Origin of the sequence: Corynebacterium sp. UMB6689, assembly GCF_030215295.1 — a bacterium.
Lineage (GTDB): Bacteria > Actinomycetota > Actinomycetes > Mycobacteriales > Mycobacteriaceae > Corynebacterium > Corynebacterium aurimucosum.
Map to the genome: position 1 here is coordinate 1 of NZ_JASOLS010000015.1, position 25,449 is coordinate 25,449.

At 61.9% G+C, this 25,449-nt stretch carries 29 protein-coding genes and 1 CRISPR repeat array; of the genes, 19 read left to right on the top strand and 10 right to left on the bottom strand.

Translation table 11 applies throughout. The features are described 5' to 3' along the window. Positions 1-41: 41 nt before the first annotated feature. Positions 42-398: direct repeats of the CRISPR family, unit length 36 nt; unit sequence GAAGTCTATCAGGGGTAATGAGAACTGAACCCCAGC. Positions 399-549: 151 nt separating this feature from the next. From QP363_RS08985 to menE, 4 genes are all read left to right on the top strand, one after another. Then, complete coding sequence (locus QP363_RS08985) at positions 550-1,011, top strand: DIP1984 family protein (RefSeq protein WP_010189741.1); 462 nt, start codon at positions 550-552, stop codon at positions 1,009-1,011. 360 nt (positions 1,012-1,371) lie between these two features. Then, on the top strand, positions 1,372-2,352 hold the full coding sequence (locus tag QP363_RS08990) for a 1,4-dihydroxy-2-naphthoyl-CoA synthase (protein WP_070645826.1): 981 nt from the start codon (positions 1,372-1,374) through the stop codon (positions 2,350-2,352). Between the two features lie 26 nt (positions 2,353-2,378). Continuing rightward, complete coding sequence (locus QP363_RS08995) at positions 2,379-2,540, top strand: hypothetical protein (RefSeq protein WP_010189743.1); 162 nt, start codon at positions 2,379-2,381, stop codon at positions 2,538-2,540. Positions 2,541-2,551: 11 nt separating this feature from the next. Beyond that, positions 2,552-3,700, top strand: coding sequence for an o-succinylbenzoate--CoA ligase (gene menE / locus QP363_RS09000; protein WP_070645825.1), 1,149 nt, complete (start codon positions 2,552-2,554; stop codon positions 3,698-3,700). Here the strand turns inward: menE and QP363_RS09005 are convergent. Continuing rightward, positions 3,697-4,386 (bottom strand): metal-dependent transcriptional regulator, encoded by a 690-nt coding sequence (locus tag QP363_RS09005; protein WP_070645824.1) that lies wholly within the window; start codon positions 4,384-4,386, stop codon positions 3,697-3,699. The genes menE and QP363_RS09005 overlap by 4 nt on opposite strands. Positions 4,387-4,494: 108 nt before the next feature. Between QP363_RS09005 and QP363_RS09010 the strand changes: the two genes are divergently transcribed. From QP363_RS09010 to QP363_RS09030, 5 genes are read left to right on the top strand one after another with little or no spacing between them, the layout of a single operon-like run. Further along, the gene (locus QP363_RS09010) at positions 4,495-5,421 is read left to right on the top strand and encodes a metal ABC transporter solute-binding protein, Zn/Mn family (RefSeq protein ID WP_284764104.1); all 927 of its coding nucleotides are present in this window, start codon (positions 4,495-4,497) and stop codon (positions 5,419-5,421) included. After that, the gene (locus QP363_RS09015; RefSeq protein WP_201828722.1) at positions 5,421-6,131 is read left to right on the top strand and encodes a metal ABC transporter ATP-binding protein; all 711 of its coding nucleotides are present in this window, start codon (positions 5,421-5,423) and stop codon (positions 6,129-6,131) included. Before QP363_RS09010 ends, QP363_RS09015 begins: the two co-directional genes overlap by 1 nt. Then, complete coding sequence (locus tag QP363_RS09020) at positions 6,128-6,982, top strand: metal ABC transporter permease (RefSeq protein ID WP_070447970.1); 855 nt, start codon at positions 6,128-6,130, stop codon at positions 6,980-6,982. The genes QP363_RS09015 and QP363_RS09020 overlap by 4 nt, the downstream gene beginning before the upstream one ends. Beyond that, the gene (locus QP363_RS09025; protein WP_284764106.1) at positions 6,979-7,833 is read left to right on the top strand and encodes a metal ABC transporter permease; all 855 of its coding nucleotides are present in this window, start codon (positions 6,979-6,981) and stop codon (positions 7,831-7,833) included. The genes QP363_RS09020 and QP363_RS09025 overlap by 4 nt, the downstream gene beginning before the upstream one ends. Before the next feature lie 5 nt (positions 7,834-7,838). Next, the gene (locus tag QP363_RS09030; protein WP_070447966.1) at positions 7,839-8,723 is read left to right on the top strand and encodes a 1,4-dihydroxy-2-naphthoate polyprenyltransferase; all 885 of its coding nucleotides are present in this window, start codon (positions 7,839-7,841) and stop codon (positions 8,721-8,723) included. Between the two features lie 8 nt (positions 8,724-8,731). Here the strand turns inward: QP363_RS09030 and QP363_RS09035 are convergent, their stop codons facing one another. Next, a complete protein-coding gene (locus QP363_RS09035; RefSeq protein WP_070711039.1) occupies positions 8,732-9,073 on the bottom strand; it encodes a DUF4229 domain-containing protein in 342 nt (113 codons plus the stop codon). A gap of 43 nt (positions 9,074-9,116) precedes the next feature. Here QP363_RS09035 and QP363_RS09040 point away from each other — a divergent pair, with 43 nt between their 5' ends. Beyond that, the gene (locus tag QP363_RS09040; RefSeq protein ID WP_284764107.1) at positions 9,117-9,434 is read left to right on the top strand and encodes a hypothetical protein; all 318 of its coding nucleotides are present in this window, start codon (positions 9,117-9,119) and stop codon (positions 9,432-9,434) included. On the opposite strand, the gene QP363_RS09045 is transcribed toward QP363_RS09040, so the two are convergent. From QP363_RS09045 to hemL, 7 genes are all read right to left on the bottom strand, one after another. Then, positions 9,431-9,688, bottom strand: coding sequence for a helix-turn-helix domain-containing protein (locus QP363_RS09045; protein ID WP_070447960.1), 258 nt, complete (start codon positions 9,686-9,688; stop codon positions 9,431-9,433). The two genes, QP363_RS09040 and QP363_RS09045, sit on opposite strands and share 4 nt — an antisense overlap. Further along, complete coding sequence (gene ccsB / locus QP363_RS09050; protein WP_284764108.1) at positions 9,689-10,720, bottom strand: c-type cytochrome biogenesis protein CcsB; 1,032 nt, start codon at positions 10,718-10,720, stop codon at positions 9,689-9,691. A gap of 141 nt (positions 10,721-10,861) precedes the next feature. Then, positions 10,862-12,493, bottom strand: a complete 1,632-nt coding sequence (locus QP363_RS09055) for a cytochrome c biogenesis protein ResB (protein ID WP_284764109.1) — start codon at positions 12,491-12,493, stop codon at positions 10,862-10,864. 13 nt (positions 12,494-12,506) lie between these two features. After that, positions 12,507-13,313: a cytochrome c biogenesis CcdA family protein gene (locus QP363_RS09060; RefSeq protein WP_284764110.1), complete on the bottom strand. Its 807-nt coding sequence runs from the start codon at positions 13,311-13,313 to the stop codon at positions 12,507-12,509. After that, entirely contained in the window at positions 13,310-13,915 is a 606-nt protein-coding gene (locus QP363_RS09065; protein ID WP_284764111.1) for a TlpA disulfide reductase family protein, read from the bottom strand. Before QP363_RS09065 ends, QP363_RS09060 begins: the two co-directional genes overlap by 4 nt. Then, positions 13,915-14,523 carry a histidine phosphatase family protein gene (locus QP363_RS09070; RefSeq protein ID WP_284764112.1) on the bottom strand — a complete coding sequence of 203 codons (609 nt, stop codon included), beginning with the start codon at positions 14,521-14,523 and terminating at the stop codon, positions 13,915-13,917. The genes QP363_RS09065 and QP363_RS09070 overlap by 1 nt, the downstream gene beginning before the upstream one ends. Positions 14,524-14,555: 32 nt before the next feature. Then, positions 14,556-15,890, bottom strand: a complete 1,335-nt coding sequence (gene hemL / locus QP363_RS09075; protein WP_284764113.1) for a glutamate-1-semialdehyde 2,1-aminomutase — start codon at positions 15,888-15,890, stop codon at positions 14,556-14,558. A gap of 204 nt (positions 15,891-16,094) precedes the next feature. Between hemL and QP363_RS09080 the strand changes: the two genes are divergently transcribed. The 4 genes from QP363_RS09080 to QP363_RS09095 all read left to right on the top strand — a co-directional run bounded on the left by QP363_RS09080 (position 16,095) and on the right by QP363_RS09095 (position 20,259). After that, entirely contained in the window at positions 16,095-16,562 is a 468-nt protein-coding gene (locus QP363_RS09080; RefSeq protein WP_284764114.1) for a hypothetical protein, read from the top strand. A gap of 123 nt (positions 16,563-16,685) precedes the next feature. After that, positions 16,686-18,296: an HlyD family efflux transporter periplasmic adaptor subunit gene (locus QP363_RS09085; protein ID WP_284764115.1), complete on the top strand. Its 1,611-nt coding sequence runs from the start codon at positions 16,686-16,688 to the stop codon at positions 18,294-18,296. Further along, the gene (locus tag QP363_RS09090; protein ID WP_144656870.1) at positions 18,293-18,967 is read left to right on the top strand and encodes an ABC transporter ATP-binding protein; all 675 of its coding nucleotides are present in this window, start codon (positions 18,293-18,295) and stop codon (positions 18,965-18,967) included. The genes QP363_RS09085 and QP363_RS09090 overlap by 4 nt, the downstream gene beginning before the upstream one ends. Next, entirely contained in the window at positions 18,964-20,259 is a 1,296-nt protein-coding gene (locus QP363_RS09095) for an ABC transporter permease (RefSeq protein ID WP_284764116.1), read from the top strand. Before QP363_RS09090 ends, QP363_RS09095 begins: the two co-directional genes overlap by 4 nt. A 33-nt stretch (positions 20,260-20,292) precedes the next feature. Here the strand turns inward: QP363_RS09095 and QP363_RS09100 are convergent, their stop codons facing one another. Continuing rightward, complete coding sequence (locus QP363_RS09100; protein WP_284764118.1) at positions 20,293-20,637, bottom strand: multidrug efflux SMR transporter; 345 nt, start codon at positions 20,635-20,637, stop codon at positions 20,293-20,295. A 43-nt stretch (positions 20,638-20,680) separates the two neighbouring features. Between QP363_RS09100 and QP363_RS09105 the strand changes: the two genes are divergently transcribed. The 5 genes from QP363_RS09105 (at position 20,681) to QP363_RS09125 (ending at position 25,448) form a co-directional block, all read left to right on the top strand. Beyond that, positions 20,681-21,520 (top strand): NAD(P)-dependent oxidoreductase, encoded by an 840-nt coding sequence (locus QP363_RS09105; protein ID WP_070719075.1) that lies wholly within the window; start codon positions 20,681-20,683, stop codon positions 21,518-21,520. Between the two features lie 410 nt (positions 21,521-21,930). After that, a complete protein-coding gene (locus tag QP363_RS09110) occupies positions 21,931-22,509 on the top strand; it encodes an ATP-binding cassette domain-containing protein (RefSeq protein ID WP_284764121.1) in 579 nt (192 codons plus the stop codon). After that, a complete protein-coding gene (locus QP363_RS09115; RefSeq protein ID WP_246821842.1) occupies positions 22,506-23,525 on the top strand; it encodes an ABC transporter permease in 1,020 nt (339 codons plus the stop codon). Before QP363_RS09110 ends, QP363_RS09115 begins: the two co-directional genes overlap by 4 nt. A gap of 85 nt (positions 23,526-23,610) precedes the next feature. Next, on the top strand, positions 23,611-25,122 hold the full coding sequence (locus QP363_RS09120; protein WP_284764124.1) for an ATP-binding cassette domain-containing protein: 1,512 nt from the start codon (positions 23,611-23,613) through the stop codon (positions 25,120-25,122). A gap of 68 nt (positions 25,123-25,190) precedes the next feature. Next, complete coding sequence (locus QP363_RS09125) at positions 25,191-25,448, top strand: type II toxin-antitoxin system Phd/YefM family antitoxin (RefSeq protein ID WP_070645790.1); 258 nt, start codon at positions 25,191-25,193, stop codon at positions 25,446-25,448. The last annotated feature ends 1 nt before the right edge of the window (position 25,449 follow it).

Here is a 25,449-nt window from a genome sequence, read left to right on the forward strand (position 1 = left end):
CTGAACCCCAGCACATCATCCAGCTGCTCGCCAAGGTTCTTGAAGTCTATCAGGGGTAATGAGAACTGAACCCCAGCACATCATCCAGCTGCTCGCCAAGGTTCTTGAAGTCTATCAGGGGTAATGAGAACTGAACCCCAGCTTCTTGATAGACCAGCCCACAACATCGTGAAGTCTATCAGGGGTAATGAGAACTGAACCCCAGCATACCAACGTCTTGTACGATTCGCTCGAGAAGTCTATCAGGGGTAATGAGAACTGAACCCCAGCTGAGCACACACCTCACCGGCCCTCGGAAGAAGTCTATCAGGGGTAATGAGAACTGAACCCCAGCGGGCAATTGTACGGCAGACAGAAGGGTTGAAGTCTATCAGGGGTATTGAGAACTGAACCCCAGCCTCACTACCCTGCTATCAATAGCTTAGTGAAGGATTTCCAGGGACGCGGAAAGTCGAATTGTCGCAAAGACTCTGAAATTGATCTCATCATCTATTGACAGCGAAGCGCCGTAGCCCTAGCTTAATTCTTCTAACTTCTTAAGGAGGAATCATGCTACTTGCTGAAGCCTTGGCCGAGCGCGCCCAGGCGCAGGAGCGCCTCAACTCGCTGAGTGACCGGCTCGCGGCGACGGTCCGCATTCAGGAAGGCGATGAACCGGATGAGAACCCGACGGATCTCCTCCGTGAGCTGGAAGGCGTGACCAAGCGCATCGATGAGCTCGTCATCGCCATCAACGCCACGAACACGGCCACCGCGTTCGACGATGAGATCACGCTCATGGAAGCGCTGGCGCTGCGTGATGGTCTGCTGCGCAAGCGCCGCATCTACCAGGGATTGGCAGAGCGTGCGGGTGCGCGCCACGACCGTTACTCCCGCTCGGAGATCAAGTTCGTGGCCACGGTGCCCGTGCCGAAGTTGCGCGAGCGCGCCGATGATCTGGCCCGCCAGTACCGCGAGCTAGATACCCGCATCCAGCAGCTGAACTGGAATACGGAACTGATAACTAAATAAGGTCTGCCGCTAGTTGTGCCGCATTCTTGCGGCACGTCATGTCGTTCGACACGTAGTCATGTCGCGCGTCAAGCGCGCGACGGTAGCCCACACCCTTCGCAGCGAGCGCAACCCTTACTGGGCAGGGAAGAGCCCAGTGCTTCTCAGGCGCCTTCGTAGCGCAAGAAGGCAGGGAGGTTCGATTCCGTCCCACTGTATGGTGTACCGCGCTGGTACGGAGTACACGTGCACATTGACGGGGATAATCCCGCAGTATTGTTTATTGTTTATCACCGCCGCGCTGGGCGGAGAGTGTGGGTGAGGGTTTGGGAATGGGGACTATACTTCCGGCGCACCGCTTTCCAATTAAGCTGGTGTGCCATGAGCGAGCAGAAAAACTACAGCACCGATAATCCTTTCAAGCCGGAACTCTGGCGCCCCGTTGAGGGCTTTGAAGACCTGACGGATATCACCTATCACCGGCTCATCAGTGACGGTCCGAAGCCCCAGCGCAAGGACGGCATCGTCCGCATCGCCTTCGACCGCCCCGAGGTGCGCAATGCGTTTCGTCCGCACACGGTGGATGAGCTTTATCGCGCGCTGGACCACGCGCGTCGCGCCCCGGATGTCGGCACGGTATTGCTGACCGGCAACGGGCCCTCCCAGAAGGACGGCGGCTGGGCGTTTTGTTCCGGTGGTGACCAGCGCATCCGCGGCCGCTCCGGCTACCGCTACGCCACGGAGCACGCGCATGATGACGCGACTGCCGATGAATCCACCGTGGACACCGCCCGCGAGAAGGTTGAGGGCGGCCGCCTGCATATCTTGGAGGTCCAGCGCCTCATCCGCACCATGCCCAAGGTGGTCATCGCCGTGGTCAACGGTTGGGCCGCCGGCGGCGGGCACTCCCTGCACGTGGTGTGCGATATGACCATTGCCTCCCGCCAGGAGGCCCGCTTCAAACAGACTGACGCCGACGTCGGCTCCTTCGATGCCGGCTATGGCTCGGCCTACCTGGCCAAGATGGTGGGCCAAAAGTACGCCCGCGAGATCTTCTTCTTAGGCCGCACCTATGACGCACAGCGCATGTATGAGATGGGTGCGGTCAACGAGGTAGTTGACCACGCCAATCTGGAGGACGCCGCCATCCAGATGGGGCGCGAAATCAACATGAAGTCCCCCACCGCCCAGCGCATGCTCAAGTTCGCCTTCAACCTCACCGATGACGGCCTCATGGGCCAGCAGGTCTTCGCCGGCGAAGCCACCCGCTTGGCCTACATGACAGACGAGGCCGTCGAGGGCAAGGAGTCCTTCCTTCAGAAGCGCGAGCCCAACTGGGATGACTTCCCGTACTACTACTAATCGTCATTCCTCGAGGAGAATCCACAGTGCTGTATTTCGCCATTGCCCTCGCGGCCATCGCGCTCATTGCCGTCATCGCATCGCGAGTGTGGATGTTACGCCGCATCCAGCAGGCTCAGAGGGACGGTGAGCGCCCCTTCGATCAGGAGGATGAGCTCATCAACCCCTATGAGCACCGCGGGCGGTAACCTAGCTAACCGTGACCATCCTCTCTCCTCTGCCTGTCAATCCACATGACCCCGCCGCCATCCTCCCTGATCTGGAAGCGGCCATCGCAGGACAAGCCACCTTCCTGCCCGTCCCGGCGGAGGACCGCACCCGCGCGCAGCTCCTGCGCAACCACATGCGCGCAGGAGAACCCATTGACTCCTCCATCGCGCTGGTCGTGGCCACCTCCGGGTCCACGGGCACACCGAAGGGCGCGCAACTCACGGCCGCCAACTTGGTCTCCAGCGCCGATGCCACGCACCGGGCTCTCGGCGGCACCGGCCAGTGGCTGCTAGCCATGCCTGCCGCCCATATCGCGGGAATCCAGGTATTAATCCGCTCGCTCGTCGCGGGTGTAGAGCCGCTCTGTCTTGACCTGTCGGAAGGTTTTTCTATCCCCGACTTCGCCTGCGCCGCGCACGAGCTGGCCGCCACCGGGGATCGCTCATACACGGGACTGACCCCCATGCAGCTGGCTAAGGCCATGGATTCGCTAGAGGGAATCGAGGCCCTGCGCACCTTTGACGCCATCCTCGTCGGGGGTGCTGCCACCCACCCGCAACTGTTGGAGTCAGCGAAGAAGCTGCGCATCACCATCGTCACCACCTACGGTTCCTCGGAGACTTCCGGTGGCTGCGTCTACAACGGACAGCCACTGGATAGCGCTCGTGTTCGCCTCGGCGAGGAGAACCGCATCTACCTCGGCGGGCCCATGATTGCGCAGGGCTACCGAAACGTGGACTCAGATGCCTTCGTGGTCGATGAGTCCGGCACCTCGTGGTTTGCTACCTCCGACGCCGGCGCGCTTCACGACGGCCACCTCACCGTCACCGGGCGCCTCGACAACATCCTGAACACCGGCGGTTTAAAGCTCCATCCAGAACAGCTCGAACAGCACATCCTTCGCGTGCCGGGAGTGGACGGCGTGTGCGTGGTCGGCATCCCCCACCCACGCTTGGGACAGATGATCGTCGCTGCCTATACCGGATGGACGGATGTCGGCGATATCCTTGTGGCTCTCGACGATAGTGGCCTTCCCCGGTGGCAAATCCCCAAGGACTTCAAGCGCCTGGCCCAGCTCCCCACCACCGGCCCCGGCAAGGTAGACCGCCTCGCCGTCGCCCGCATGTGGGACAGCTAAGCCTCCGCTTCGCCAAAGCTGCGTACGGCAATGCCGCGCGCAGCGGATTCCCCGAGGGGGAAGTGCGCACCACCGTCGACGGCAACCTCGAGCACACCCGCAACCGAGGGGGCAACGACGGTCAATTCCACTCCCGGCCGCACTCCATATTTATCCAGGTAGCGCAAAAATTCGCCGTCAGCGTCAGTGACCTGCTCCACGGTGACGGGGGTCTGCGCGGGGACGTCGATAAGCGTAATGCGCGAGACCGGCTCGGCAGTGCCGTCCGGGGCAGGTATGGGATCACCATGCGGATCGCGGGCGGGGTTGCCCAGGAAAGAATCGAGACGTTCAACGAGCCTGTCGGACGTCGCGTGCTCTAGCATTTCTGCCTCATCGTGCACCTCATCCCAGGTATAGCCCAGAGTGCGCACGAGGAAGGTTTCCAGGAGTCGATGCCGGCGCACCATTGTCACAGCCAGCCGCCGGCCTTCCTCAACAAGCCGGACTCCAAAGTAGCGCTCATGTTCCACCAGCCCCTTCGCGGCCAGGCGTTTGACCGCCTCCGACGTGGTGGGCAGCTTCTGCCCCGCCGCTTTAGCTAGGTCCCCCAGCGGCATCGCGGTATTAGCGCCCTCTTTCTCCTCATAGGTCCAGAGGATCTTGAGGTAGTCCTGGGTGCGTTCGGGCAGCTCACTGATGTGCATACCCCCCATCGTAGTTCAGCCTATCGCTTCCAAAGGTTTCAGGACTTATGCTCTTTCAAGTTCAATCTATTGAACATCGACATTCACTTTTAATAAGAGAGGTTTCCCGTGAAGAAACTTATTGCGCTTCTCCTCGCTTCCCTCGTGGCTGCCACCGCGCTGACTGCCTGCACCAGCAGCGACTCCGCCGAAGCCCAGGACGACAATCTGACGATCTTCGCCACGACCGGTTACTTGGCTGATGCGGCCGCCAACATCGCCCCGGACGCCGACATCACCACCATGGTCGGCCCCGGCGGCGATCCACACACCTACCAGCCCACCACGCGCGATATTGAAAAGATGCAGGACGCCGACCTCGTCCTCTGGAATGGCCTTCACCTCGAGGCGCAAATGGTGGACCAGCTCTCCTCCCTCGGTGAGAAGCAGCTAGCTGTCGGCGAACAGCTCGATACTGCTGACCTCCTGCCGTGGCCCGAGCAAGGCGACAAGGGCGAAAAACTCTACGACCCGCACATCTGGAATAGCCCCGAGCTGTGGAGCCAGGTCGTCGATCACATCGGCACCAAACTCGGTGAAATCGACTCTGACAATGCCGAAGACTATGCCGCGGCCGCCGATGCATATGAAGACAAGATTGCAGCCGCGCACGACAAGGCCGCTAAGGAACTCGAAAACGCCTCCCCGCGCGTTCTCATCACCGGCCATGACGCTTTCAACTACTTCGGCAAGACCTTCGACTTTGAAGTCCAAGCCACCGACTTCGTCACCACCGAAGCCACCAAGTCCGCCACTGAGATCTCCGAGCTCGCGGATACCATCGCGGAGAAAAAGGTCCCCGTTATCTTCCAAGATAACCAGGCGAACCCACAGGCCATCACTTCTCTCAAGGAAGCCGTAGAATCCCGCAACTGGACAGTCACCATCTCGGATGAGGAGCTCTTTGCCGATACCCTCGGCCCGGAAGCCCCCACCGATACCTACCTCGGAGCCTTTGAGCACAATGCTAGCGCCGTGGCGAAAGCACTGAGCTAATGCTCCACGTTGAAAACCTCACCGCCGGCTATCCCCGCACGCCGGTGCTTCACGACGCCACCTTCACCCTCACCCCCGCGACCATCACCGGACTGGTAGGCGCGAATGGGTCGGGAAAGTCCACTCTGGTCCGCACGCTGGTCGGGCTCCTTCCGCCACTAGCCTGCGGGTCGATGACCTTCGATGGCGTCGATCTTGCGCATTTTCGGCAGCGGCTCGGGTACATGCCACAACATGCGAATATCGACTGGAGTTACCCTGCCACCGCCTTCGACGTTGCCCTGATGGGCCGCACCGCCGGGCTGCGCTGGTGGCAGTGGCCCAGCCGCGCTGACAAAGACGCCGCCCACGCAGCACTTGCTCGCACCGGAATGCAGGCACACGCGCAACTGCCAATTTCCGCGCTATCTGGTGGGCAGCGCCAGCGCGTGTTGTTGGCGCGCACGCTCGTTAGCGATCCGGAATTCATCATCCTGGACGAGCCCTTCGCTGGTGTTGATGCCGCAAGTCAGCGCGCCATCATGGATGTACTCAAGGAACTGCGCGACAACGGCGTGACCATCCTGCTGGTGCACCACAACCTGGCGGAAGTCGCCGACTTTTGCGATGAGGTCCTCATGGTCGGCCACGGCCGGCTCATTGCTGCTGGCCCCACCGAACAGGTTCTCACAGAGTCCGCCATTGCCGATATGTTTTCCCTGCCATCATGAACCCACTCGAGCTTCTTCAGAACTACACCTATACCCAGGCACTCCTGGGTACCGTGCTGATCGGTGGCTGCGCCGGCGCGCTCGGCCCATTGGTATATGTTCGCCGCACCAGCCTGCTGGCCGATGCCATCTCGCATTCTTCCCTGCCCGGCCTGCTCACCGCCTTCCTCGTGGCCACCGCCATTGGCTGGGACGGGCGAAACGTCTGGCTCCTTGCTTGTGGAGCCCTGCTCACCGGAACGCTTGCGGTGGTCTGTATTCACCTCATCCCGCGGTTGACTCCCCTGGGGCAAACCACTGCGATGGCGGCCACGCTGACCACGTTTTTCTCGGTAGGCATGCTGCTCATGCAGTATATTTCCCGCCGACCATTGCCTGGCAAGGCCGGAATCCAGGATTATTTGCTGGGAAATGCCTCCACGCTCACTCGCGCGGATGTGCGCTCCACACTCATCATCGGTGGCTGCGTGCTGCTTTTTCTTTTCCTCATTCACACCCGGCAGGCCGCGGTCACCTTTGACTCAAGTTTTGCCCAGGTAGCCGGCATTCGCGCCTCGTTCCTCAACGCGGCTAGTTTCTTCGCCCTCACCGCCATCACGGTGCTCGGTGTCAAAGTCGTCGGCGTGGTACTCATGGTCGCCGTAGTCATCAGCCCTGCCGCCGCTGCCCGCCCCTGGACCACGCGCTTGCTACCTTTCATCGCGCTCTCCGGGTTCCTCGGCGCGGCCACCGCTGCTCTCGGCTGCTATGTCTCCATTGCGCACGGCCCGCTGCCCACCGGTCCGGTCATCGTCCTGGCTCAGGCAGCGCTCGTCACCATCAGCCTCCTCAGCAGAAAGCTCGCCTCATGACCCTCGCCGCCACCGCTTGTCTCCTTGCCGTCCTGACCGCCTTGGCCTGTGCTATCCCCGGCACCTTTGTTGTCCTCAAAGGCCAGGCCATGCTTATCGACGGCATCGGCCATGCCGTCCTTCCCGGGATTGCCATCGGTTACCTCTTTACCTCCGATCTGGATTCGCCCGTGCTGCTCGCTACCGCGGCTGCCGGCGCCTTGGTAGTAGCGTTGGGGACCGATGCGCTCCAGCGAAGCCCACTGGTGACTGCTGATTCCGCCCTCGGGTTGGTCTTTCCCGCCCTGTTTGCCGCCGGAGTCATCTTGATCTCCACGCACATGAGCCACGTGCACCTTGATGTCCACGCGGTTCTCGTCGGTGATCTCAACCTCGCGGCCTTCTCCAACCCTAACTATTGCTACATCATGGCCGCAGTGCTGGGTATCAATGCTCTCTTCCTCGCCCTTACACTGCCGCGTTTATCCGCCACGACTTTTGACGCCGATTTTTGTGCCGCAGGCGGGGTGCCCACGCGCGTTCTTCACGTCATTTTTATGACCGTGGTTGCCTGCACTGCCACCGCCGCTTTTCACGCTGCCGGTGCCATGCTGGTCATCGCGCTCATGGTATTCCCGTCGATGACTGCGCGACTGCTTACTCAGCGCGTGCCCACGCTGGTGTTGACTGCCTGTGGCGTTGCCGCGATCAGCGCAGTCGTTGGATTTTGGGTTGCCTATGTCCTCGACGCAGCTACCTCTGCCGCAATGACAGTCACCAATGCCGTCGTTTTCGTCGCGGTGCTCATTATCTACCGCCTTCGCCAACGCACCAGCTCATTGCCGCAGCGAACCACACCAGTGGCACAATAGTGAGCATGTCTGCCTTTTCCGCCACTCCTGCCGATTGGCTCCAGGGTGCTCGCCCGCATACCTGGGCCAATGCCTTTGCTCCCGTTATCGCTGGTACCGGCGCTGCCGCCGCGGCGCATGGTTTGCACTGGGGCCGGGCGTTGCTGGCACTCATCGTGGCCTGGGCACTCATCATCGGTGTGAACTACGCCAACGACTACTCCGATGGCATCCGCGGCACCGATGATGACCGCACCGGCCCCCAGCGCCTCACCGGCGGCGGGCTGGCCAAACCACAGCACGTCAAGTTCGCCGCCTTCGCTTGCTTCGGCGTGGCCGCCATCGCGGGAATTTCGCTCTCCCTGGCTGCCAACGCAGCTTGGTTCATCCTCGTCGGCGCCGTGTGTATCGCCGGCGCCTGGTTCTATACCGGTGGCAAGAACCCCTACGGCTACCGCGGGTTCGGAGAAATCGCCGTTTTCGTATTCTTCGGGCTCGTCGCCGTCCTGGGCACCGAGTACACGCAGGCCGGCCGCATCACGTGGACGGGCCTTGCCTTAGCCGTGGGTATCGGCGGTATGAGTGCGGCGGTAAACCTGGCCAATAACATCCGGGACATCCCCTCCGATAAGGCCACCGGCAAGATCACTTTGGCGGTGCGCCTAGGTGATAAAAAGTCCCGCACGCTATTCATGACACTCTTGCTGCTGCCGGTACTACTCACCATCGGCCTAGCCTTCGATTCCTGGGCCGCGCTCGCTTCGCTGCTCTACTTCCCCCTCGCGCTGGGTGCTATCCGCACCGTCAACCGCGGCGCACGCGGCCCGAAACTCATCCCAGTACTTGGCATGGCCGGCCGCGCAATGCTGGTGTGGGCGGTTATCAACGCTGTAGCGCTGGCTCTGGTTTAACCACCGATTTAGCGGCCGGCCAGCTCCTCTTGGACCCACTTCTTGTGGGCCTTGCGCTGCGCGGAGTACTCCGCCAGCGTCTGAGTGGCTTCCATGCGCCACGTGGAGAAGATCAGCATGGACAGCGGCAGCGCCACAAACAACGCCAACAGGGCGGAGACCAACAGCGGAAAGGCCCCGAGTACCGCCATGGCCAGCAGCTGAATTACCGCGGTGAGCACAATGAACAGCACCACGCGGGCAGCCCCGTACTTCCACAAAGCGACGCGGGAGCGGCGCTTGAGCGCCGGGTCCGGCTGGGGCGGTTCGGGGTTCTGGGAAGTGTTGGTGGTGTTTTCTGTCTGACTCATAATTCTCACTTTTGCTTTGCGGGCATTCCGTAGAATACAACGCATGGGTCGATTGATACTACTACTCTTGTTTGTCCTCGCGGCGGTCCTCGTATGGAAGGCCTTTGGTCCGTCGAGTTGGAATAAGAAGGTGCAGCAGGCACAGCAGCCGCAGCGCCCCGCAATCAAGGGCCCAGACGATGACGAAGAGTTCCTGTGGAACCTAGAGAAGCAGCGCTTCAAAGAGCGCCGCGCCAGGGAGCGGGAGGCAGAGCGCCAAGAAGAAGAGCGCCGCCGTCGCTCACAGGGTTCACAAGGTTCCCAGAAACCCAAGGCCCCCGAGGACAAAGACGGTAGAGGCGAAGAAGCCGACGAAGCCTAAGCCTTCGGCTCGAAGGTCATCTCAAGGCCGAGGGCCTCAGCCACCGCAATCACCTTTTCCCAGCGCACGCCAGAGCCGCCGTGCTCGATGGTGTGCAGCGTGGAGCGCGAAATCCCGGCCTTCTCAGCCAGCGCCTGCTGCAAGATACCGAGTTCTCGGCGGCGCTGCGCAAAGCCCTCACCGAGAGCGATGAGCTGCGGGTTATCGCCCGCCGGCTTGCCCTGCTTGTGCCGCGGCTTAGGGGTCTCCGCCATTTAGTTCAGCCCCGCATAGGAGTGCAGGCCGGAGACAACCATGTTGATGAAGAACAGGTTGAAGATCATGAGCAGCATCGCCGCGATGTTGATATACGGTGCGGCCTTGCGGAAGGCCGGCGTCGCACGGGCGTGCAGGTAGGCGGCGTAGAGGATCCAGGTGGCAAAGGAGACGGTCTCCTTCGGGTCCCAGCCCCAGTAGCGGCCCCATGCAGACTCCGCCCAAATGGCGCCCAGCACAATACCCAGGCCCAGGGTCGGCAGCGCCACCACGCCCAAGCGATAAGCCAAGCGGTCCAGCTTCTTCGCCGAAGGAAGCGGGCGGGCAAGCGCACCGAAGAAACCAGACTCATTACCCTTCGACTGGAATTCACGCAGCACGCTGAGCAGAGAGGCAATACCGGAGACCACGCCGATGGACGCGCCCAACGAGACCACGGTGACGTGAATCGGCAGCCAGTGGGACTGCAGTGCCGGAACCACCGGAGCGGATTCCGCATAAAGCTTGGTGGAGCCATAGAACATCAGCGCCAGAATCGGCGTGAGCAGCCACGGCCACAGGGTGCGCCACTCCTTGCGCTGCATGGCAATGGTCGCCACCACCATGGCGCCGGCGGTCACCATGAGCACGTACTCGTAAAGGTTGCCAAACGGGAAGCGCCCCGTTGCCAGACCGCGCAGCACAATGGCCGCCAAGTGTAAGGCGATACCCAACCACAGGAGCATCTGCGTCATGCCGCCGAGCTTGTCGGCGTTCTCCCGCTTCTTCGCCAGATCCGCATCTAGGTCAGCATCGGGACCAGCGCTGGCTGTCGGGGGGACGTCGCCAAGCACGGCACTGTCTGCCGAGGCCCCCACGCTGGCGAGTTCGCGCTGCTGCGCCACAGCACTCGTGCGGGAGCGCATAGCCTCGATGATGCTGTGCATCCGGCCGTAGTAGACCAGGGACAACACCAAGGCGAGAGCATAAACGACGAACGCGGTTTGCACCGCGATGTCGGAAAAGTTGGACAGATTTTGATCAACCTGCATGAGTGGGAAACCTTGCCTTCACAATCGTGCCTACACCGTGCTTCACGCACGAGGCTGCATGAGCGGAGAGATTTATGGTGCTCATAAGAGTACCCCCCCTTCCCAGCAGTATCCAACTTTTGACGGATACACTCCGCGCCTTTAGTCGGCGGAGTAGAGCTCGTCTTCCTCCACCTCATCGGGATCCGGCAACTCCAAGAGCTCGCGGTGAAGCTTATGGAATTCCTCAGACCAACCCGCGCGGTCGGTGCGGGCAAGACCGCCCATCTCGATGTCGGTGCCGCCGTTGGCGCCAGGTCGGATGCGCACCCACACGCGGCGGCGCTTAATCACCAGCGAGCCAACCAGCGATACCAGCATGACCAGAGCGGACACCAGAACCCAGCTTTGGAAGGGGTCATAGGAAACCTGGTAGTTCGCGAACTCGGAGGCGCCATCGAAGGTGATCTTCGTGCCGTCGTCCAGCGTGACCGATTCACCTTGGTTCAGGTTGACGCGGTCGATCTTTTGCAGCTGCCCCGAATGGACCAGGCTGGTGTCAAGGGAAAAGAGGGACTGCGGGGTACCCGTGTCCAGGCCGGCATCGCCGCGGTAGATATCGATAGCCACGGCTGGGTCCAGCATCGCCGGGTAGGAAGACTGCAACAGCTTGCCGCTCTCGCCGGACCACTCGGCGGTCGGGGCAAACAGGCCCTGGATGGCGATCTGGTTCTGGCGGCGCTCAAACAGGTCCGGGTACATGCCCGCCGGCGGGTCGAAACGCATGACACCCGAGGACAGGAAGAACGTGGTGTCATTGGGCTGAAATTGGATGGTCTGCGTGCGCTTCTCGCCGTTGGGCCACTCCACCGTCATCGTCGGCGCAAAACCGTGGCCCTGCAGATAAACGCGGTTATTCTCAATGCGCAGCGGGTGATTGACCTGCAGCTGGTAGTCTTCCCAGGTCTCCGGATCCGTGAAGATATCGTCGCCTGCGGCATAGGACACGTTCGAGGTGAACATCTCCGCCTGGCCATTGGGCAGGTAGTCCGCGGTGAAGTCGTGGGCCTTAAAGCAGAAGGGGTGCAGGCCGGTGCCGTCGAACAGCGGGCCGGCGCGGAAGGAGTCATAGACAGAGGTTGATGTATTACAGAATTCCGTGGACTGTGGCTGTTCCTGGGTCTGGCCCTGGGAGTTCTTCTCCGTCACCACGATGACCTGGCCTTCATAGTGCACCAGGCGCCCGGCTGCCATGGTCAGCAGGATAGCCACCAGCGCGATGTGGAAGATGAGGTTGCACAGCTCGCGGGCATAACCGCGCTCCGCGGAGAAGGACTGCGCACCCGCACGGTCCTTGCCTGGGGAGACCTCATTGACGCGCCACTTCTTCAACATGGTTTTGGTGGCAGCCGCGATCTCCTCCGGGGATTTCTCCGAATGCCCGGTGGCGTTCAGCGGCATCTTATTCAAGAACTTCGGCGCGCGCGTCGGTGGGGTGCGGTAGGCCTTGTAGTGATCCCAGGAGCGCGGGATGATACAGCCCACCAGAGAAATCATGAGCAGGACGTAGATGGCCTGGAACCAGACGGAGGAGAAGACGTCGAAAAGCTGCAGCTTATCGTAGATCTCCGCCACCTTGCCGTTGGTCTCAATGAAGTCATTGACATTGGACTCATTGAGCGAGCGCTGCGGCAGGAGCGAGCCCGGAATGGCAGCAATGGCCAGCAGGAAGAGCAGCGCCAGCGCGGTGCGCATACTGGTCAGCCAGTGCCAGGCCTTGCGGATGTATCTCACGAAAAATTCTCCTTTAAATCAGCGTCGCGCCATAGGACACGGTCCACTGGCGGATGGCGTTGATGAAATCTGCCCAGAGCCCGGTCAGCAGCGCCAGACCGACGAGGATCATGGCGATGCCGCCAACGATCTGGATGGTCCGGGAGTGCGTGCGCATCCAGGACACGGTGCGCATCGCCTTGGCGGAGCCTAGTGCCACAAGTAGGAAGGGCAGGCCGAGGCCCAGGCAGTAGCCGATGATCAGGATCGTGCCGCGCAGCGCGGTGGTTCCTTCGGTGCCGACGGAGACGGACAAGATCGCTGCCAAGGTGGGGCCCAGGCACGGGGTCCAGCCCAGGGCGAAAACCCCGCCGAGCAGGGGCGCGCCCAGCCATGTGGTCCAGCGCCGCGGTGCCATGCGCGTGTCCTTCTGCAGCACCGGCACCACGCCCATGAACACCACGCCCATAAGAATGGTGATGATGCCACCGGCGCGCATGAGGGTGTCCGCGTTGAGGGTCAGCGCCGAAATGGCACCGAAAACCGACACCGTAGCGAGGACAAACACGATGGTAAAGCCCAGCACGAAGAGTGCTGCGGCACCGACCACGGCCCAACGCCGGCGCTTGCCGACGCCCACCCCCAGCTCCTCGTCATAACTAACCTCTCCGCCCACCACGGAGGCGAGGTAGGAGATATAACCCGGAACCAGTGGAACCACACATGGCGAGGCGAAGGAGACCAACCCGGCCACAGCGGCGGCGAGCACTCCGATAAGGAGCGGGCCGGACACGGCGGCATCAGCAAAGCTTTGTCCCACGCCGTCAGCGGCAAGGATCACTGTTCTTTCTCCAGCTCGTCGACGACCTCGAGGACATCCTTCTCCGTGATCTCCGTCAGGAAGACTGCGGCGGGGCGGTGCTGCTTATCCAACACGATGGTGGTGGGCACCACGGAGGTAGGAACGCCGCCAAGGGCCGCAGCCGTCTTGAAGGGCGGATCGTAGATGGAGGGGTACTCCAGGCCGTTATCGGCCATAAAGTCCCGGGAGATCTCCGGGTTGAAGTCCTTGACATTGATGCCTAGCACGGTGCCGACCTTGCGCTTTTGCAGCTCCGAGTGGATGGCCTGGAGGTCATCTGATTCGGAGCGGCACGGCGCGCACCACTGGCCCCAGGAGTTGAGGACGACGATCTGGTCCTGAAAATCCGAGAGCTTGATCGTCGTGGACTCATCCCGCAGGTCCTCGCCGGAGAAATCCCTGAGTGGTTTGCGGTCTGCTTCCTCGTAACGAATGGTGGTCTGCCCGCCGGGTGAAATGAACTCGAAGGTGCCGCCGGAAGCAACGGCGTTCTGTGCGTTTTCTTCGCTCTGTGTACAGCCAGCCAGGCTCAGCACGGCAACGACACCGGCCACGGCGGCGCGGATAGTTCTGTGCGCCATTAGATGTCCTGTGCCGGTTCGGAGTAGAAGATATCGATGATCTCGCGGTCGCGGTAGACCAACGAGGTCACCGAGGCGAGAGCACATTGGCGGTCCCACGGCGCGTGGGCCAGGCGCTTGCCCAACACGGTGCGCTGCACCATGACGATGGGCAGCTGGTGGGACACCACGATGGCCTCGTGCCCCTCAGCCTTGGAACGAGCGCGCTCAGCGGCGTCCATCATGCGCGCGGCGATCTCCTCGAAAGGCTCGCCCCACGAGGGCTCAAGCGGGTTGACCATGAGCGGCCAGCGCTGCGGGTTCCACAGCTGCGAGTTCCAACCCTTGGTGCGCAGGCCCTCGAAGCGGTTGCCGGACTCGATGACGCCCTTGTCGACGTCCACCTCCAAGCCCGTCACCTGCGCAATCGGCAGCGCGGTTTCCTGCGCGCGCTGCAGCGGCGAGGCCGCCAGGTAGGTCACGTCATGGCCCTCAAAGGCTTTCGCCGTGCGTGCGGCCATGGAATGCCCACGGGAGGACAAGTGATAGCCCGGGATGCGCCCGTAGAGGATCTTATCCGGGTTATAAACCTCGCCGTGGCGGACGAAGTGGACGATGGTGGTGGACATATGCCTGTGTCTATCCCCTCAACATGGTTGGTTTAGTGCGGGCGCTGCGCGCTGGCAGCGGCCTGGGCGGCAGGCGTGAGAGCTGCCTCGATTACCTCAAAATCTTTGTCCGTGAGCGCATCAGACACAAACCAGGTCTCGAAGGCTGACGGCGGGACGTACACGCCGCCCTCCAGCAGTGCGTGGAAGAAGGGGGCGAAACGCCAGGTATCGGCGGCCTGCATATCGGCGAAGTTGCGGCCCTGGCCCTCGGCGAAGCGGATGGAGAACATCGTCTCTGCGCGCTGGATGTGGTGTGCCACGCCGGCGGCATCAAGCGCCGCCGTTATCAGGCCGGTCAGGCGGTCCGCGTTGGCCTGCAGGCGCGGGTACAGCTCTTCGTTTGCGAGCTCCAGTGATGCTAGGCCGGAGGCCATCGCTACCGGGTTACCGGACAGCGTGCCCGCCTGGTAGACGGGGCCCGACGGTGCCAGCGAAGCCATCACGTCGGCGCGTCCACCGAAGGCAGCAGCCGGCAGGCCACCGGAGACCACCTTGCCGAAGGTCACCAGGTCACCCGCTACCCCATCGACGCCGAACCAGCCCTTGTAGGAGGTACGGAAGCCGGTCATGACTTCATCGAGGATGAGCAGGGCGCCGTCGGCATGCGCGATCTCCTTGAGCGCGGCATTGAAGCCCTCCTCCGGGGCCACGGTGCCCATGTTGCCGGCAGCTGCTTCCGCGATGATGCAGGCGATCTCTCCCGGGTGCGCGGCAAAGGCCTCGCGGACAGCATCTAGATCGTTGTACGGGACGACGATGGTATCTGCGGCCGAAGCGCCGGTCACGCCCGGGGAATCCGGGAGCGCGAAGGTGGCCACGCCGGAGCCAGCCGATGCCAACAGCGCGTCCACGTGGCCGTGGTAGCAGCCTTCAAACTTCAGGACCTTGGCACGACCGGTGAAACCGCGGGCCAGACGCACGGCGGACATGGTGGCCTCGGTACCGGAGTTGACCAGGCGCACCTGCTCCACGGCGGTGCGCTTGACGATGTGCTCCGCCAACAGCGTCTCGCCCTCGGTCGGGGTACCGAAGGAGAGGCCGTCGGCAGCCGCCTTCTGCACCGCCTCCACGATGGCCGGGTGGGCATTGCCGTGGATCATCGGGCCATAGGAGCTGACCAGGTCGACGTACTCGTTGCCGTCGATATCCCACAGGCGGGAGCCCTCACCGCGAGCGATAACGCGGGCTTGGCCGCCCACGGATCCGAAGGCGCGGACCGGGGAATTCACCCCGCCCGGGGTGACCTTGGTGGCGCGCTCGAACCACTCGGCGGACTGGGACGTATTCTGCTGGTTTAGCTGGCTGGAGTTAGGCATAGCCCACATTGTATCGGTTTTAGCCCTATACAAAAGTTGGACTCCTCTCGTGTCCCACGGTCGCTCCTCCAAAGCTTCGCGCGCGCCCTCGACACACTCGCGCTGCGCACCCGTCACTGTGGCGCTATGCTGGCAGCACACTGTTGATTCTGCCTTTCTTTATTTCGGCGCTGGGGTGCGCTGCGGAGAGGCACTACTTAAGGGGGGATTCCCATGGCTTCACGCCGATTTCTTATCATTCTTGCCTGCCTTCCGCTGTCTGCCTGTGCCACCACGCAGGCAGAAACCGCTCCGCGAAGCGAGCCCGGTCCCATTACCTCGGCCCCACCGACGTCCTGGGAGCCGAATGCCCTACCTCAGCCGGTCAACCGCTTGGGCGACACCACCTCCATCGCGCCAGCCCCAGCCGAACCAGAACCTGAAGCCCAGGCACCAGCTCCCGCACCCACGAAGGTTGAGGCACCAGCACCACAGGTAGAAACCGTTACGCTCCGTGCCCCAGCGCCAGCGCCCGCACCAGCACCGCACCCGGCCCCGCCACAGAGCCCCAAACCCAAGTTTGAGCTTCCCAAACCCCCGCACATTCCCATCCCGCCGGAAGTCCAGGAAGGGCTCGACCACATACCTACGCTTCCCCCGCTGCCCAAAGCGGAGGAGATCTACATCGACGTGCCCTTCTAAAACCTCTAAGGGTAGACCCTGATCTACCTCCTATATTCCCCCGCTGCGCATGACAAGAAACATGTCCGAGAGTTAACCTGAACCCGATTTCAATGACGGCGTTAACCTGACAGTAAGGGATTCATGAATAAGAAAGCTCTCGGCATCACTGCTGGCGCTATCGCTGCGGTTCTCCTCGCAGGCGGCGGTGGAATGTACGCACTAACCAGTGGGTCATCCGATATTCAGCTCACCGCAACCGATGTCACGACAACCGCCAAAGAAGACCTCATCAGTTCCGTCTCCGCCACCGGCACGGTTTCTGCCGAGCGCCAACTCTCGCTGACCACCTCGCTGACCGGCCCCATCCAGTCCTTGGACGCGAAAGTGGGTGACCGCGTCGAGGCCCAACAGTTGCTCGGCCGCATGGACACCACCGAAACCGAGCGTGAGCTCGAGGCCCAGCGCACCTCCCAGGAGGCAGGCAAGCTTGAGGCCGTCCATCAGATTGAGGACGCCCAGCTGCAGCTGCGCCAGCTTCAGGATTCCCTCGACCAAGGCCTCAACCCCGAGGTCAACAGCGCCCAATCCGCCGTGAACTCGGCGCAGACCGAATACGCCGAAGCACAGCGCAAGCTCGATGAAGCCTTGGCCACCAAGGGCGACCGCCCCGAGATTGCAGAGGCCCGCGCCGCCGTCGAGCAAGCACGTTCTGGTGTGCGCGATGCGGAGTCCAAGTCTTTCCAGTCCGCACTGGCCTCCCTCGGCACTGCCACCGAGGATCCCTCCGGCCTCAACACCGCCAGCGCTTTCTTGAGCTATCTGGACTCCGATGAGGCAGTGCAGGACTCCGAGCGTCAGCTCAAGCAGTCCGAGGAATCCTATGGCCGCGTCCTCCGCGGTATCGACCGCGAGCTGGGCGAACAACAGCGCGCCACCGCTTCCTCCTACCAAGCGGTTGCCGATGCCGAACGCGCGCTGCAAGCCAGCAACCTGGCCATCGAGCAGCAGATTTCTTCCCAGTCCCAGGCGGTGAACCACGCGGTGGAATCGGCGGCGTCGGCGAACGCGAACAACGCCAAGGAAAATGGGCCGCTGGAGTACCGACTCTCCCAGGCCGACCTGCGCTCCCCTCTGGCGGGCGTTGTCACCGCCGTTAATGGCCAAGCCGGCATGCCCGCCGAAGGCCCCATCCTCACCGTGGCGGATGATTCCTCCCTGCTGGTGAAATCCACGGTCAAGGAGGGCGATATCGCCCGCATCAAGGTCGGCGATGAAGTCTCCTTCACCTCGCCATCCAGCCCTGGCAAGGAGTACAAAGGCAAGGTCACCTTCATCTCTCCTACCGCTGAACAGCCCGACGTCGAGGCCGGTGCAGGCGGCGGCTCCGGCAAACCATCTGGTTCCTCCAAGCCCGAATTCCCCGTGCATATCCGCGTCGATGGCAACCGCGAAGGCCTGCGCCTCGGTTCCACCACGAAGGTGAAGATCATTACGAAGAAGGATAAGGACGCCATCACCGTGCCGCTCTCCGCCATCTATGAAGAAGGCGGCAAGAAGAAGGTCCTCGTCATCGACAATGGCACGATCCAGGCCCGCGAGGTGAAGATCGCCAGCGAATCTGATTTCTCCGCCGCCATCTCCTCCGGCCTCAAGGAGGGCGAGACCGTCATCAGCCAGGCGGATACGCACAAGGACATGGTCGGCATGTCCGCCTCCGTCGATGGCTCCGATGATGCGGAAGAGAACGCATGAGCCGCCTCATTGAAATGCGGGGAATCGTCAAACGTTTCAACGAGGGCCTCGACAGCGAGCTGACCGTCATCCCGGGCCTCGACTTCAGCGTGGACGAAGGCGAATTTGTAGCCGTCGTGGGCCAGTCCGGCTCCGGCAAATCCACGCTCATGAACATCATCGGCCTCCTCGACCGCCCCACCGCCGGCGAGTACCAGCTGGCTGGCGTGGATGCGCTGGCGCTTGGCGACGATAAACTAGCCTCCTTCCGCGGTCAGAAAATCGGTTTCATCTTCCAGAATTTCAACTTGATCGGCCGCATGTCCGCGCTGAAGAACGTGGAGATGCCCATGGTCTATGCGGGCGTTTCGGCCCACGAGCGCACCCAGCGCGCGGAAGAGCTTTTGGAGATGGTCGGCATGTCCGACCGCATGAATCACCTGCCCAATGAGCTCTCCGGTGGTCAAAAGCAGCGCGTGGCGGTGGCCCGCGCCTTGGCCAACCAGCCGGAGATTCTGTTGGCGGACGAGCCCACCGGTGCGCTGGATTCGCAGACCGGCCGCATGGTCATGGACTTATTCCACGAACTGCACCGCACGCATGGAAAGACCATTTTGTTCATTACCCACAACCCGGAATTGGCTGATGAATGCAGCCGCACCGTCACGATGAAGGACGGTGTGCTGTCATGAATTTTGCTGAATCCACCAAGATGGCGCTGACGAGCCTGCGCACCAACAAGATGCGCTCGGCGCTAACACTCTTAGGCGTCATCATCGGCATCGCCGCGGTGATCGCCATCGTCACGCTCGGCCACTCCTTGCAGGCCTCGGTTCAAAAAGACTTGGACAAGGTCGGCGCCAATAACTTCACCGTTCAGGTCAAGGAGCGCCCTGAGGAGGGCGAAGAGGAAGAAGCCGACGATCCCTTCATGGGCGGCGGCTATGTCGAAGACGAATCCGCGATGCTCACCCCGGACATGCTGGACCGCGCCAAGGAAGTCATGGGGGGTCAGATCGCCGGCATCAATATCGGCGAATACAGCTCTTATTCCGGCACCCTCGTAGTCGAGGGCGAATCCGGGGAGGAGACCGCCAACCTCCTCATCCGCCCGACCAACCCGGACTATGTCTCAGGCTCCTCCTATTCCATCGTGGCCGGGCGCTTCCTCAGCGAAGACGATATCGACTCCAGCCGGGCAGTAACCATGCTGGATAAGGAAACCGCCACCAATCTCTTCGGCGCTCCTGAAGACGCTATTGGCCAATACGTGAGTTTTGAAAGCCAGGAGGCCTCCCCCATTGAACTCGCCGTCATCGGTGTTTTTGAAGAACCGCAAACCGGCCCTCTTGTAGGCGGTGGCCCCAGCCAATCCGCCTTCGTTCCTTACCCGCTGGAAGCCGAGCTTTCCGATTCCCCCGGTGCCGGCACCGCCTTCAGCGAGGTCACCGTTCGCGGCAACCCAGACTTGGACAAGGCCGCGGTAGCCAGCAACCTGCAGCGCGTCTTCGATAGCTACTACAAGGACAACCCGGACTACATGGTCAAAGTGACCGACTTCAGCGATGACCTCGCGTCCTTGAACCAGATCTTCACCACGATGAGCCTGGTGCTCGCGGCCATCGGCGGTATCTCGCTGCTCGTCGGCGGCATTGGCGTGATGAACATTATGCTCATCACCGTCACCGAGCGCACCCGCGAGATTGGCATCCGCAAGGCGCTTGGCGCACGCCGCCGCGATATCCGCATCCAGTTCATCACAGAGGCCATCGTGGTCTGCCTCATCGGTGGACTCATCGGCATCGCCATCGGCACCGCCGCCGGCATGGCGGGTGCGGCCGCCATCGGCTCACTCGTGGCACCGCCGCTCTGGGCGGTTATCCTCTCGCTGCTCTTCTCGCTGGCTATTGGCCTCTTCTTTGGCTACTACCCTGCGGGCAAGGCCGCAAAGCTGGACCCGATTGAGGCACTGCGCTACGAATAAATCCCGCGTCGTCGTTTCAAACGACGACGCCTCCTAGTGCACCACCTTCAGGCCCACGATTCCACCAATGATCATGGCGAGGAACAGCACCTTCCAGACGGTTGCCGCCTCGTGCCCAGCGACGAAGGAGTAAACGACGGTGACCACCGCGCCCACGCCGGCCCACACCGCGTAGGCCGTGCCCACGGGGATGGACTTCATGGCCCAGCCCAACCCACCCATGGAAATGGCGCAGGCAACGAAAAAGATCACCGAGGGCCACAGGCGGCTAAAGCCCTCCGACTTATCCAGCGCCGCTGCCCACACGGCCTCAAAGGCACCGGAGAAAATCAACACGAACCACGCCTTTTCCCAGCCTCCCTCGTCCGGGGCTCGCATGAATCGCGGCGAGCCTGCCCACAATGATGGCACACTGGGCGGCATGAAGATTGCATTCCTTGGTACTGGCCGTATGGGCACCGAGCTCGCCCGACACCTCCTCAAGAACCATGAGCTCACCGTGTGGAACCGCACCGCCGAGCGCGCGCAGCCGCTGGTCGACGCCGGCGCTGCCCTCGCCGATTCCCCCACCGCCGCCGTGGAGGGCGCAGAGGTCATCATCACCTCGCTCTTTGGCCCCGATGACATCCGTGAGCGAGTCATTGATACCAACCTCATCCCCGAGGGCGTGACCTGGATCGATACCACGACCGTCTCCCCCGATGCCGCCCGCGAGTTCGCCGCAGCGGTCGACTCTTATGTCCACGCGCCCGTCGTTGGTTCGCTGGGCCCGGCGCGCGAAGGCAAGCTCGGCGTCTATGTGGGCACGCCTGACGACGACCGCCGTGAGCTCGCCATGACCATCGCCGAGTCCTGGGCCGACGAGAACAAGCTCATCGGCGTAGAATCCGCCGCCACCGCAGCGATTGGCAAGCTCCTGGCCAACCTGGCCCTTGCCGTTACTGCGGAGGGCGTGCTGGAAGCACTGCACCTCGGTGAGTCTGAGGGTCTCGATTCCGAAGTCGTCCTCGAGATGCTCGATATCACCGGCTTGGCCTTCATGAAGAACATGAAGGGCCCGTTCATCACCGGCGAGCGCAACACCACTCCGGGTGACTTCACCGTGGACGCCCTGTGCAAGGACGCCAAGCTCATGGAGATGACCGCCAACAAGCCGCTGCCGGCAGTGGCCGCCGCCATCGAGCGCTTTGAGGAGCAGCAGGCCATGGGCCACGGCGACCAGGACTTCTCCTCCATCTTCGTCTTCCGCAACAAGGGCTAGCCCCGCACCTAGGTGCTGCACTTTCCGACGAACGCTCGCTCTACTTCAGCGAAGCACGCCGTACACGAGCGATTGCTTCGTCGGCAGATAGTGTCCCTGCGGCTATCTCGCGGCCTAGCTGGCGCACGTACTCATCAGTCACATCGTGGCCTGCTAAACGTAACGCAGCATCACTCAACGCTAACGGATCACGGCCGCTACTACTGCTGCTTTCAATTTGAATAGGCTCCGACATTGCTGCACTCCCGAGTTTTCAACTACATTTTCTCTCATTTTAGCAGCTCATAACACTAATCCCAAGGGCGTTTCCCATCACTAGGACAACGTTCAGGGCGTGCATTTTGCTAAACTTCATCAATAAGTTTTAACTATTGTCTAGCCGCCCAATGTAAGGAGATCGCCGCCCAGCAATGCTTTCCATCGACGCCGATTATGGGCATTCCACGCCCCTTGGACACCTTGAAAAGAACTTCGCCCCAGGCCGCATCTATGGCCTCGCTGGGCCCAACGGTTCCGGTAAATCCACGTTGCTGGCCACGCTCGGCGGAGAACTTGCCCCTCTCGATGGATCAGTGGAGTGGGACGGACATCCTATCGGCACGAAGGAACAGCCGGGTGCTGTGATTACGGTGGCCGAGCCGGTTTTCCTCCCCGACCTCACCGTGGGCGAGCACCTGGACTTGATGGGGAAGACGGCAGGGGTGGACGTCGCCAAGCTCTGCGAACTCTGGGCGCTTGAGCCTCTCCTTCCGCACCCTGCCTCGCACCTGTCCTCGGGCCAGCGCCAGCGCGTTTTTCTGGCCGCGCAGCTGTACCAGCCGGCACGTGCAGTGCTTATCGACGAGCCCGAGCGCCACCTCGACGCCGCCTGGACCGAGTTCCTCGCCAGCGAATTACGTCACCTAGCCGACGAGGAGAATCGCTGCATCGTCGTGGCCTCGCATTCCGACACCATCACCCAGGCCTGCGACGAGGTGGTACAGCTATGATGCGCGTACTGTCCCGGCTGGGCGATGGTATCTGGTATCTCATCCTCGCCGGCATTGTCATCGGCTTCGGTTATACAGGCTGGCAAGCAGTCGGCGCCGTCCTGCCTATCATCCCGGCCCGCATCGCGCTAACTAGCGTCGCCCCGATTGCCGCCGTCGTGGGACTGCTCGCGCTCATGGTGCTCACCGAGGTTCTCTATCCCCTGCGCGCATTATCGCGGGAGCGTTGGGTGTACGTTGATCGCCCGCGCGGCCGGCTCCGCGGCACGGACTGGATCACGTGGGCGCAGCTGGTCGGCTTCGGAGTCTTGGGACTCGGCATCTGCGTGTCCACCGGGCTATCCCCGTGGTTCGCGCTAGCAGTCCCGGCCCTACGTTTCGTCGTGGGGTGGCGCTCGTTCACGCTGGCTTCGCTACTCAGCGCTGGGCGCACGCGCCTGGTCGGCGGTTCTGGCCTAAGCCTTCTCGATTCGGAAGTCACCTCTGATGCCATTGCGAGCCAATCCGCGTGGATTCCTCGTCGCGCCCATGCGCCATCGACGTTAATGAGTCTCTTCTTCCGTCGTTTGGGACGACGGTGGTACATCGGCGTCGGTGCGCTCGCGGCCCTCGGCTTGTCGTTGGGGTTCGCCCCACAGTTCGGGGCGCTGGCCATCGTCGGCTTCATGTCCGCGTGGAGCATCGTCGGTGCGGCGGTTGGGCGCGCCGCCTCCTTCGGCCGCGTCAGCGACGATGCATGGCCCGACTGGGGCCTTCCCCTTATAGCTTCTGTGGGCACAGCGCTCCTTGGTGCCGGTATCCTCCTCTTGGTGTGGAATCTTTCCGCCATCGCAGTGGCGCTCATCATCGCCGGTCTTAGCTGGGCTTCGTTTAAGCGTTCCCGCCCGGCACGGGTAGACAGCATGTCCATGCTGGATAGCGGCGGTTTCGGCGTCTCCTTCTCCCCCGAGGTGCTGCACTACATTGCCCGCGGCGCCCTCGGTTTTGGCGTGGCGGCCCTTGCGCTCGGGTATTAGCCGGGGCTAGCCTTTCAGGCATGAAGATTTTTTCCTAATTCGACGTCACTCTTTTTGCGCGACTTACTCGAAGGTGGATTTCTTCATGCCTATTTCTTTTTCTCATCTCACCGTCGTTTGGCCCGACGGCACCCCCTGTTTCACGGACCTCACCGGCTCCTTTTCCTCCCACTTCACGGGCTTGGTCGGGGCGAATGGCTCCGGAAAATCAACGCTAGCCAAGGTACTTGCTGGCCTCATTGCTCCGACTTCGGGAACCGTATCCGCGGGCTCAGTCATCTATGTCGACCAAGACCTAGGCCTCCACACGTCTGACACCATCGCCGATGTCTTTGGCGCAACAGAGATCCTCAGCGCCATTGCCCGCATTGAGGCTGGCGAATACTCAGAAGAGCTCGCCACCACTGTTGGTGAGCAGTGGGATGTGGCAGAGCGCATCGAAGCGGCTCTCGACGCCGCAGGTATCCCCTTCCTCTTAGAGCGCACCATTGGTACTTTATCTGGCGGTGAAGCAGTGACCGTGGCGCTGACTGCAGCCTTCTTCCGCAAGCCGGATTTCCTGATCCTCGACGAGCCCACCAATAACCTGGACTCCTCATCACGCCAGCGCTTACTCGAACTCATTCGCACCGCACCAATGCCGGTTCTCGTCGTCTCACACGACCGCGAACTCCTCGAGCACGCGGACAGCATTGCGGAGCTCTACCACGGCACACTCCGTGAGTTCGAGGGAAACTACTCCTCTTACCGCGCAGCGATTGATGCCGAGCAGGATTCCGCGCAGGCCAAGGTCAGGGAAACCAAGGCCAACCACCGCAAACAGATCCGCGAGCGCGCCGCTATGCAGACCCGCATTGCCCGCGATGCCCGCCGCGGCAAGAACTTCTCCAACTCGAAGCGCAAACCCGGCATGGCCATGGGCAATGACAAGAACCGTTCCGAGCGCTCCGCCGCTGGGCGTTCTCAACAGGCCAACGATGCAGTGTCTGCCGCCCAGTCGGCGCACGACAAGGCACAGCGCGCGCTTCGCGACGACACCCATGTCCACATCGACCTCCCCGGCACAGAGCTGCCCGCGGGCACCCGAGTGCTCGTCAGCGATCTGCTCAGCATCACTGGCCCCGAGCGCGTTCGCCTCGCCGGGCCCAACGGCAGCGGCAAGACCACCTTCCTCAACCGCATTGTCCGCGGCGACGTCGAATACGCGCTGCCCTGTGGATACATCCGCCAGCGCATCGTCTTGCCTGAAGAGAAATCGGTGTTCGACATCGTGCGAGAGGCCAACCCCAGCGAGGACCCGCAGTTCCTGCGCGACCAGCTGGCCCAGATGCTCTTTATCAACGACAAGATCCACCAGCCCGTGGGACAACTCTCTGGTGGCGAGCGCTTCCGCGTCGAAATCGCCCGCGTCCTGCTCAGCGATCCAGCCCCGCGCTTTCTGCTTCTCGACGAGCCGACGAACAACCTCGACATCCCCACCACCGACTGGCTGGTTGAGGTGCTCACGAGCTACCGCGGAGCATTCATCCTGGTCAGCCACGATGAGCACGTGTGCGAGCGGCTCAACCTGACGCGCGCTGTTCACGTGGCCCCATAAACTGAAACTTCTCTAGCGCCCATCCTCTTTTCGTTGTACAGTTTCTTGTACAAGAAGGGAGATCGCTTATGAAGACCATGTCTTACTCGGAATCGAGAGCACGGTACGCCGAAGTATTGCAGTCGGTTGTTGATGACCGCGAGGAAGTCATCATCACTCGCAATGGTCATGAGTCTGCAGTCATCGTTTCCTTCGATGACTACAACTCTCTTCGCGAAACTGCTTACCTTCTGCGTTCCCCTCGCAATGCCCAGCGCCTACTTGACTCCATTGAGAGCCTCAATACGGGGAAAGCAACGGAACACGAGCTCATTGAGGAAGATTAAG

Bases quoted from the DNA above. Each gene is read 5' to 3' on its own strand.
- QP363_RS08985 (WP_010189741.1), top strand. From the start codon at position 550: ATGCTACTTGCTGAAGCCTTGGCCGAGCGCGCCCAGGCGCAGGAGCGC.
- QP363_RS08990 (WP_070645826.1), top strand. From the start codon at position 1,372: ATGAGCGAGCAGAAAAACTACAGCACCGATAATCCTTTCAAGCCGGAA.
- QP363_RS09005 (WP_070645824.1), bottom strand. From the start codon at position 4,386: ATGCACATCAGTGAGCTGCCCGAACGCACCCAGGACTACCTCAAGATC.
- QP363_RS09015 (WP_201828722.1), top strand. From the start codon at position 5,421: ATGCTCCACGTTGAAAACCTCACCGCCGGCTATCCCCGCACGCCGGTG.
- QP363_RS09020 (WP_070447970.1), top strand. From the start codon at position 6,128: ATGAACCCACTCGAGCTTCTTCAGAACTACACCTATACCCAGGCACTC.
- QP363_RS09025 (WP_284764106.1), top strand. From the start codon at position 6,979: ATGACCCTCGCCGCCACCGCTTGTCTCCTTGCCGTCCTGACCGCCTTG.
- QP363_RS09030 (WP_070447966.1), top strand. From the start codon at position 7,839: ATGTCTGCCTTTTCCGCCACTCCTGCCGATTGGCTCCAGGGTGCTCGC.
- QP363_RS09035 (WP_070711039.1), bottom strand. From the start codon at position 9,073: ATGAGTCAGACAGAAAACACCACCAACACTTCCCAGAACCCCGAACCG.
- QP363_RS09040 (WP_284764107.1), top strand. From the start codon at position 9,117: ATGGGTCGATTGATACTACTACTCTTGTTTGTCCTCGCGGCGGTCCTC.
- QP363_RS09045 (WP_070447960.1), bottom strand. From the start codon at position 9,688: ATGGCGGAGACCCCTAAGCCGCGGCACAAGCAGGGCAAGCCGGCGGGC.
- ccsB (WP_284764108.1), bottom strand. From the start codon at position 10,720: ATGCAGGTTGATCAAAATCTGTCCAACTTTTCCGACATCGCGGTGCAA.
- QP363_RS09065 (WP_284764111.1), bottom strand. From the start codon at position 13,915: ATGGCGCACAGAACTATCCGCGCCGCCGTGGCCGGTGTCGTTGCCGTG.
- QP363_RS09070 (WP_284764112.1), bottom strand. From the start codon at position 14,523: ATGTCCACCACCATCGTCCACTTCGTCCGCCACGGCGAGGTTTATAAC.
- hemL (WP_284764113.1), bottom strand. From the start codon at position 15,890: ATGTGGGCTATGCCTAACTCCAGCCAGCTAAACCAGCAGAATACGTCC.
- QP363_RS09080 (WP_284764114.1), top strand. From the start codon at position 16,095: ATGGCTTCACGCCGATTTCTTATCATTCTTGCCTGCCTTCCGCTGTCT.
- QP363_RS09085 (WP_284764115.1), top strand. From the start codon at position 16,686: ATGAATAAGAAAGCTCTCGGCATCACTGCTGGCGCTATCGCTGCGGTT.
- QP363_RS09090 (WP_144656870.1), top strand. From the start codon at position 18,293: ATGAGCCGCCTCATTGAAATGCGGGGAATCGTCAAACGTTTCAACGAG.
- QP363_RS09095 (WP_284764116.1), top strand. From the start codon at position 18,964: ATGAATTTTGCTGAATCCACCAAGATGGCGCTGACGAGCCTGCGCACC.
- QP363_RS09100 (WP_284764118.1), bottom strand. From the start codon at position 20,637: ATGCGAGCCCCGGACGAGGGAGGCTGGGAAAAGGCGTGGTTCGTGTTG.
- QP363_RS09105 (WP_070719075.1), top strand. From the start codon at position 20,681: ATGAAGATTGCATTCCTTGGTACTGGCCGTATGGGCACCGAGCTCGCC.
- QP363_RS09110 (WP_284764121.1), top strand. From the start codon at position 21,931: ATGCTTTCCATCGACGCCGATTATGGGCATTCCACGCCCCTTGGACAC.
- QP363_RS09115 (WP_246821842.1), top strand. From the start codon at position 22,506: ATGATGCGCGTACTGTCCCGGCTGGGCGATGGTATCTGGTATCTCATC.
- QP363_RS09120 (WP_284764124.1), top strand. From the start codon at position 23,611: ATGCCTATTTCTTTTTCTCATCTCACCGTCGTTTGGCCCGACGGCACC.
- QP363_RS09125 (WP_070645790.1), top strand. From the start codon at position 25,191: ATGAAGACCATGTCTTACTCGGAATCGAGAGCACGGTACGCCGAAGTA.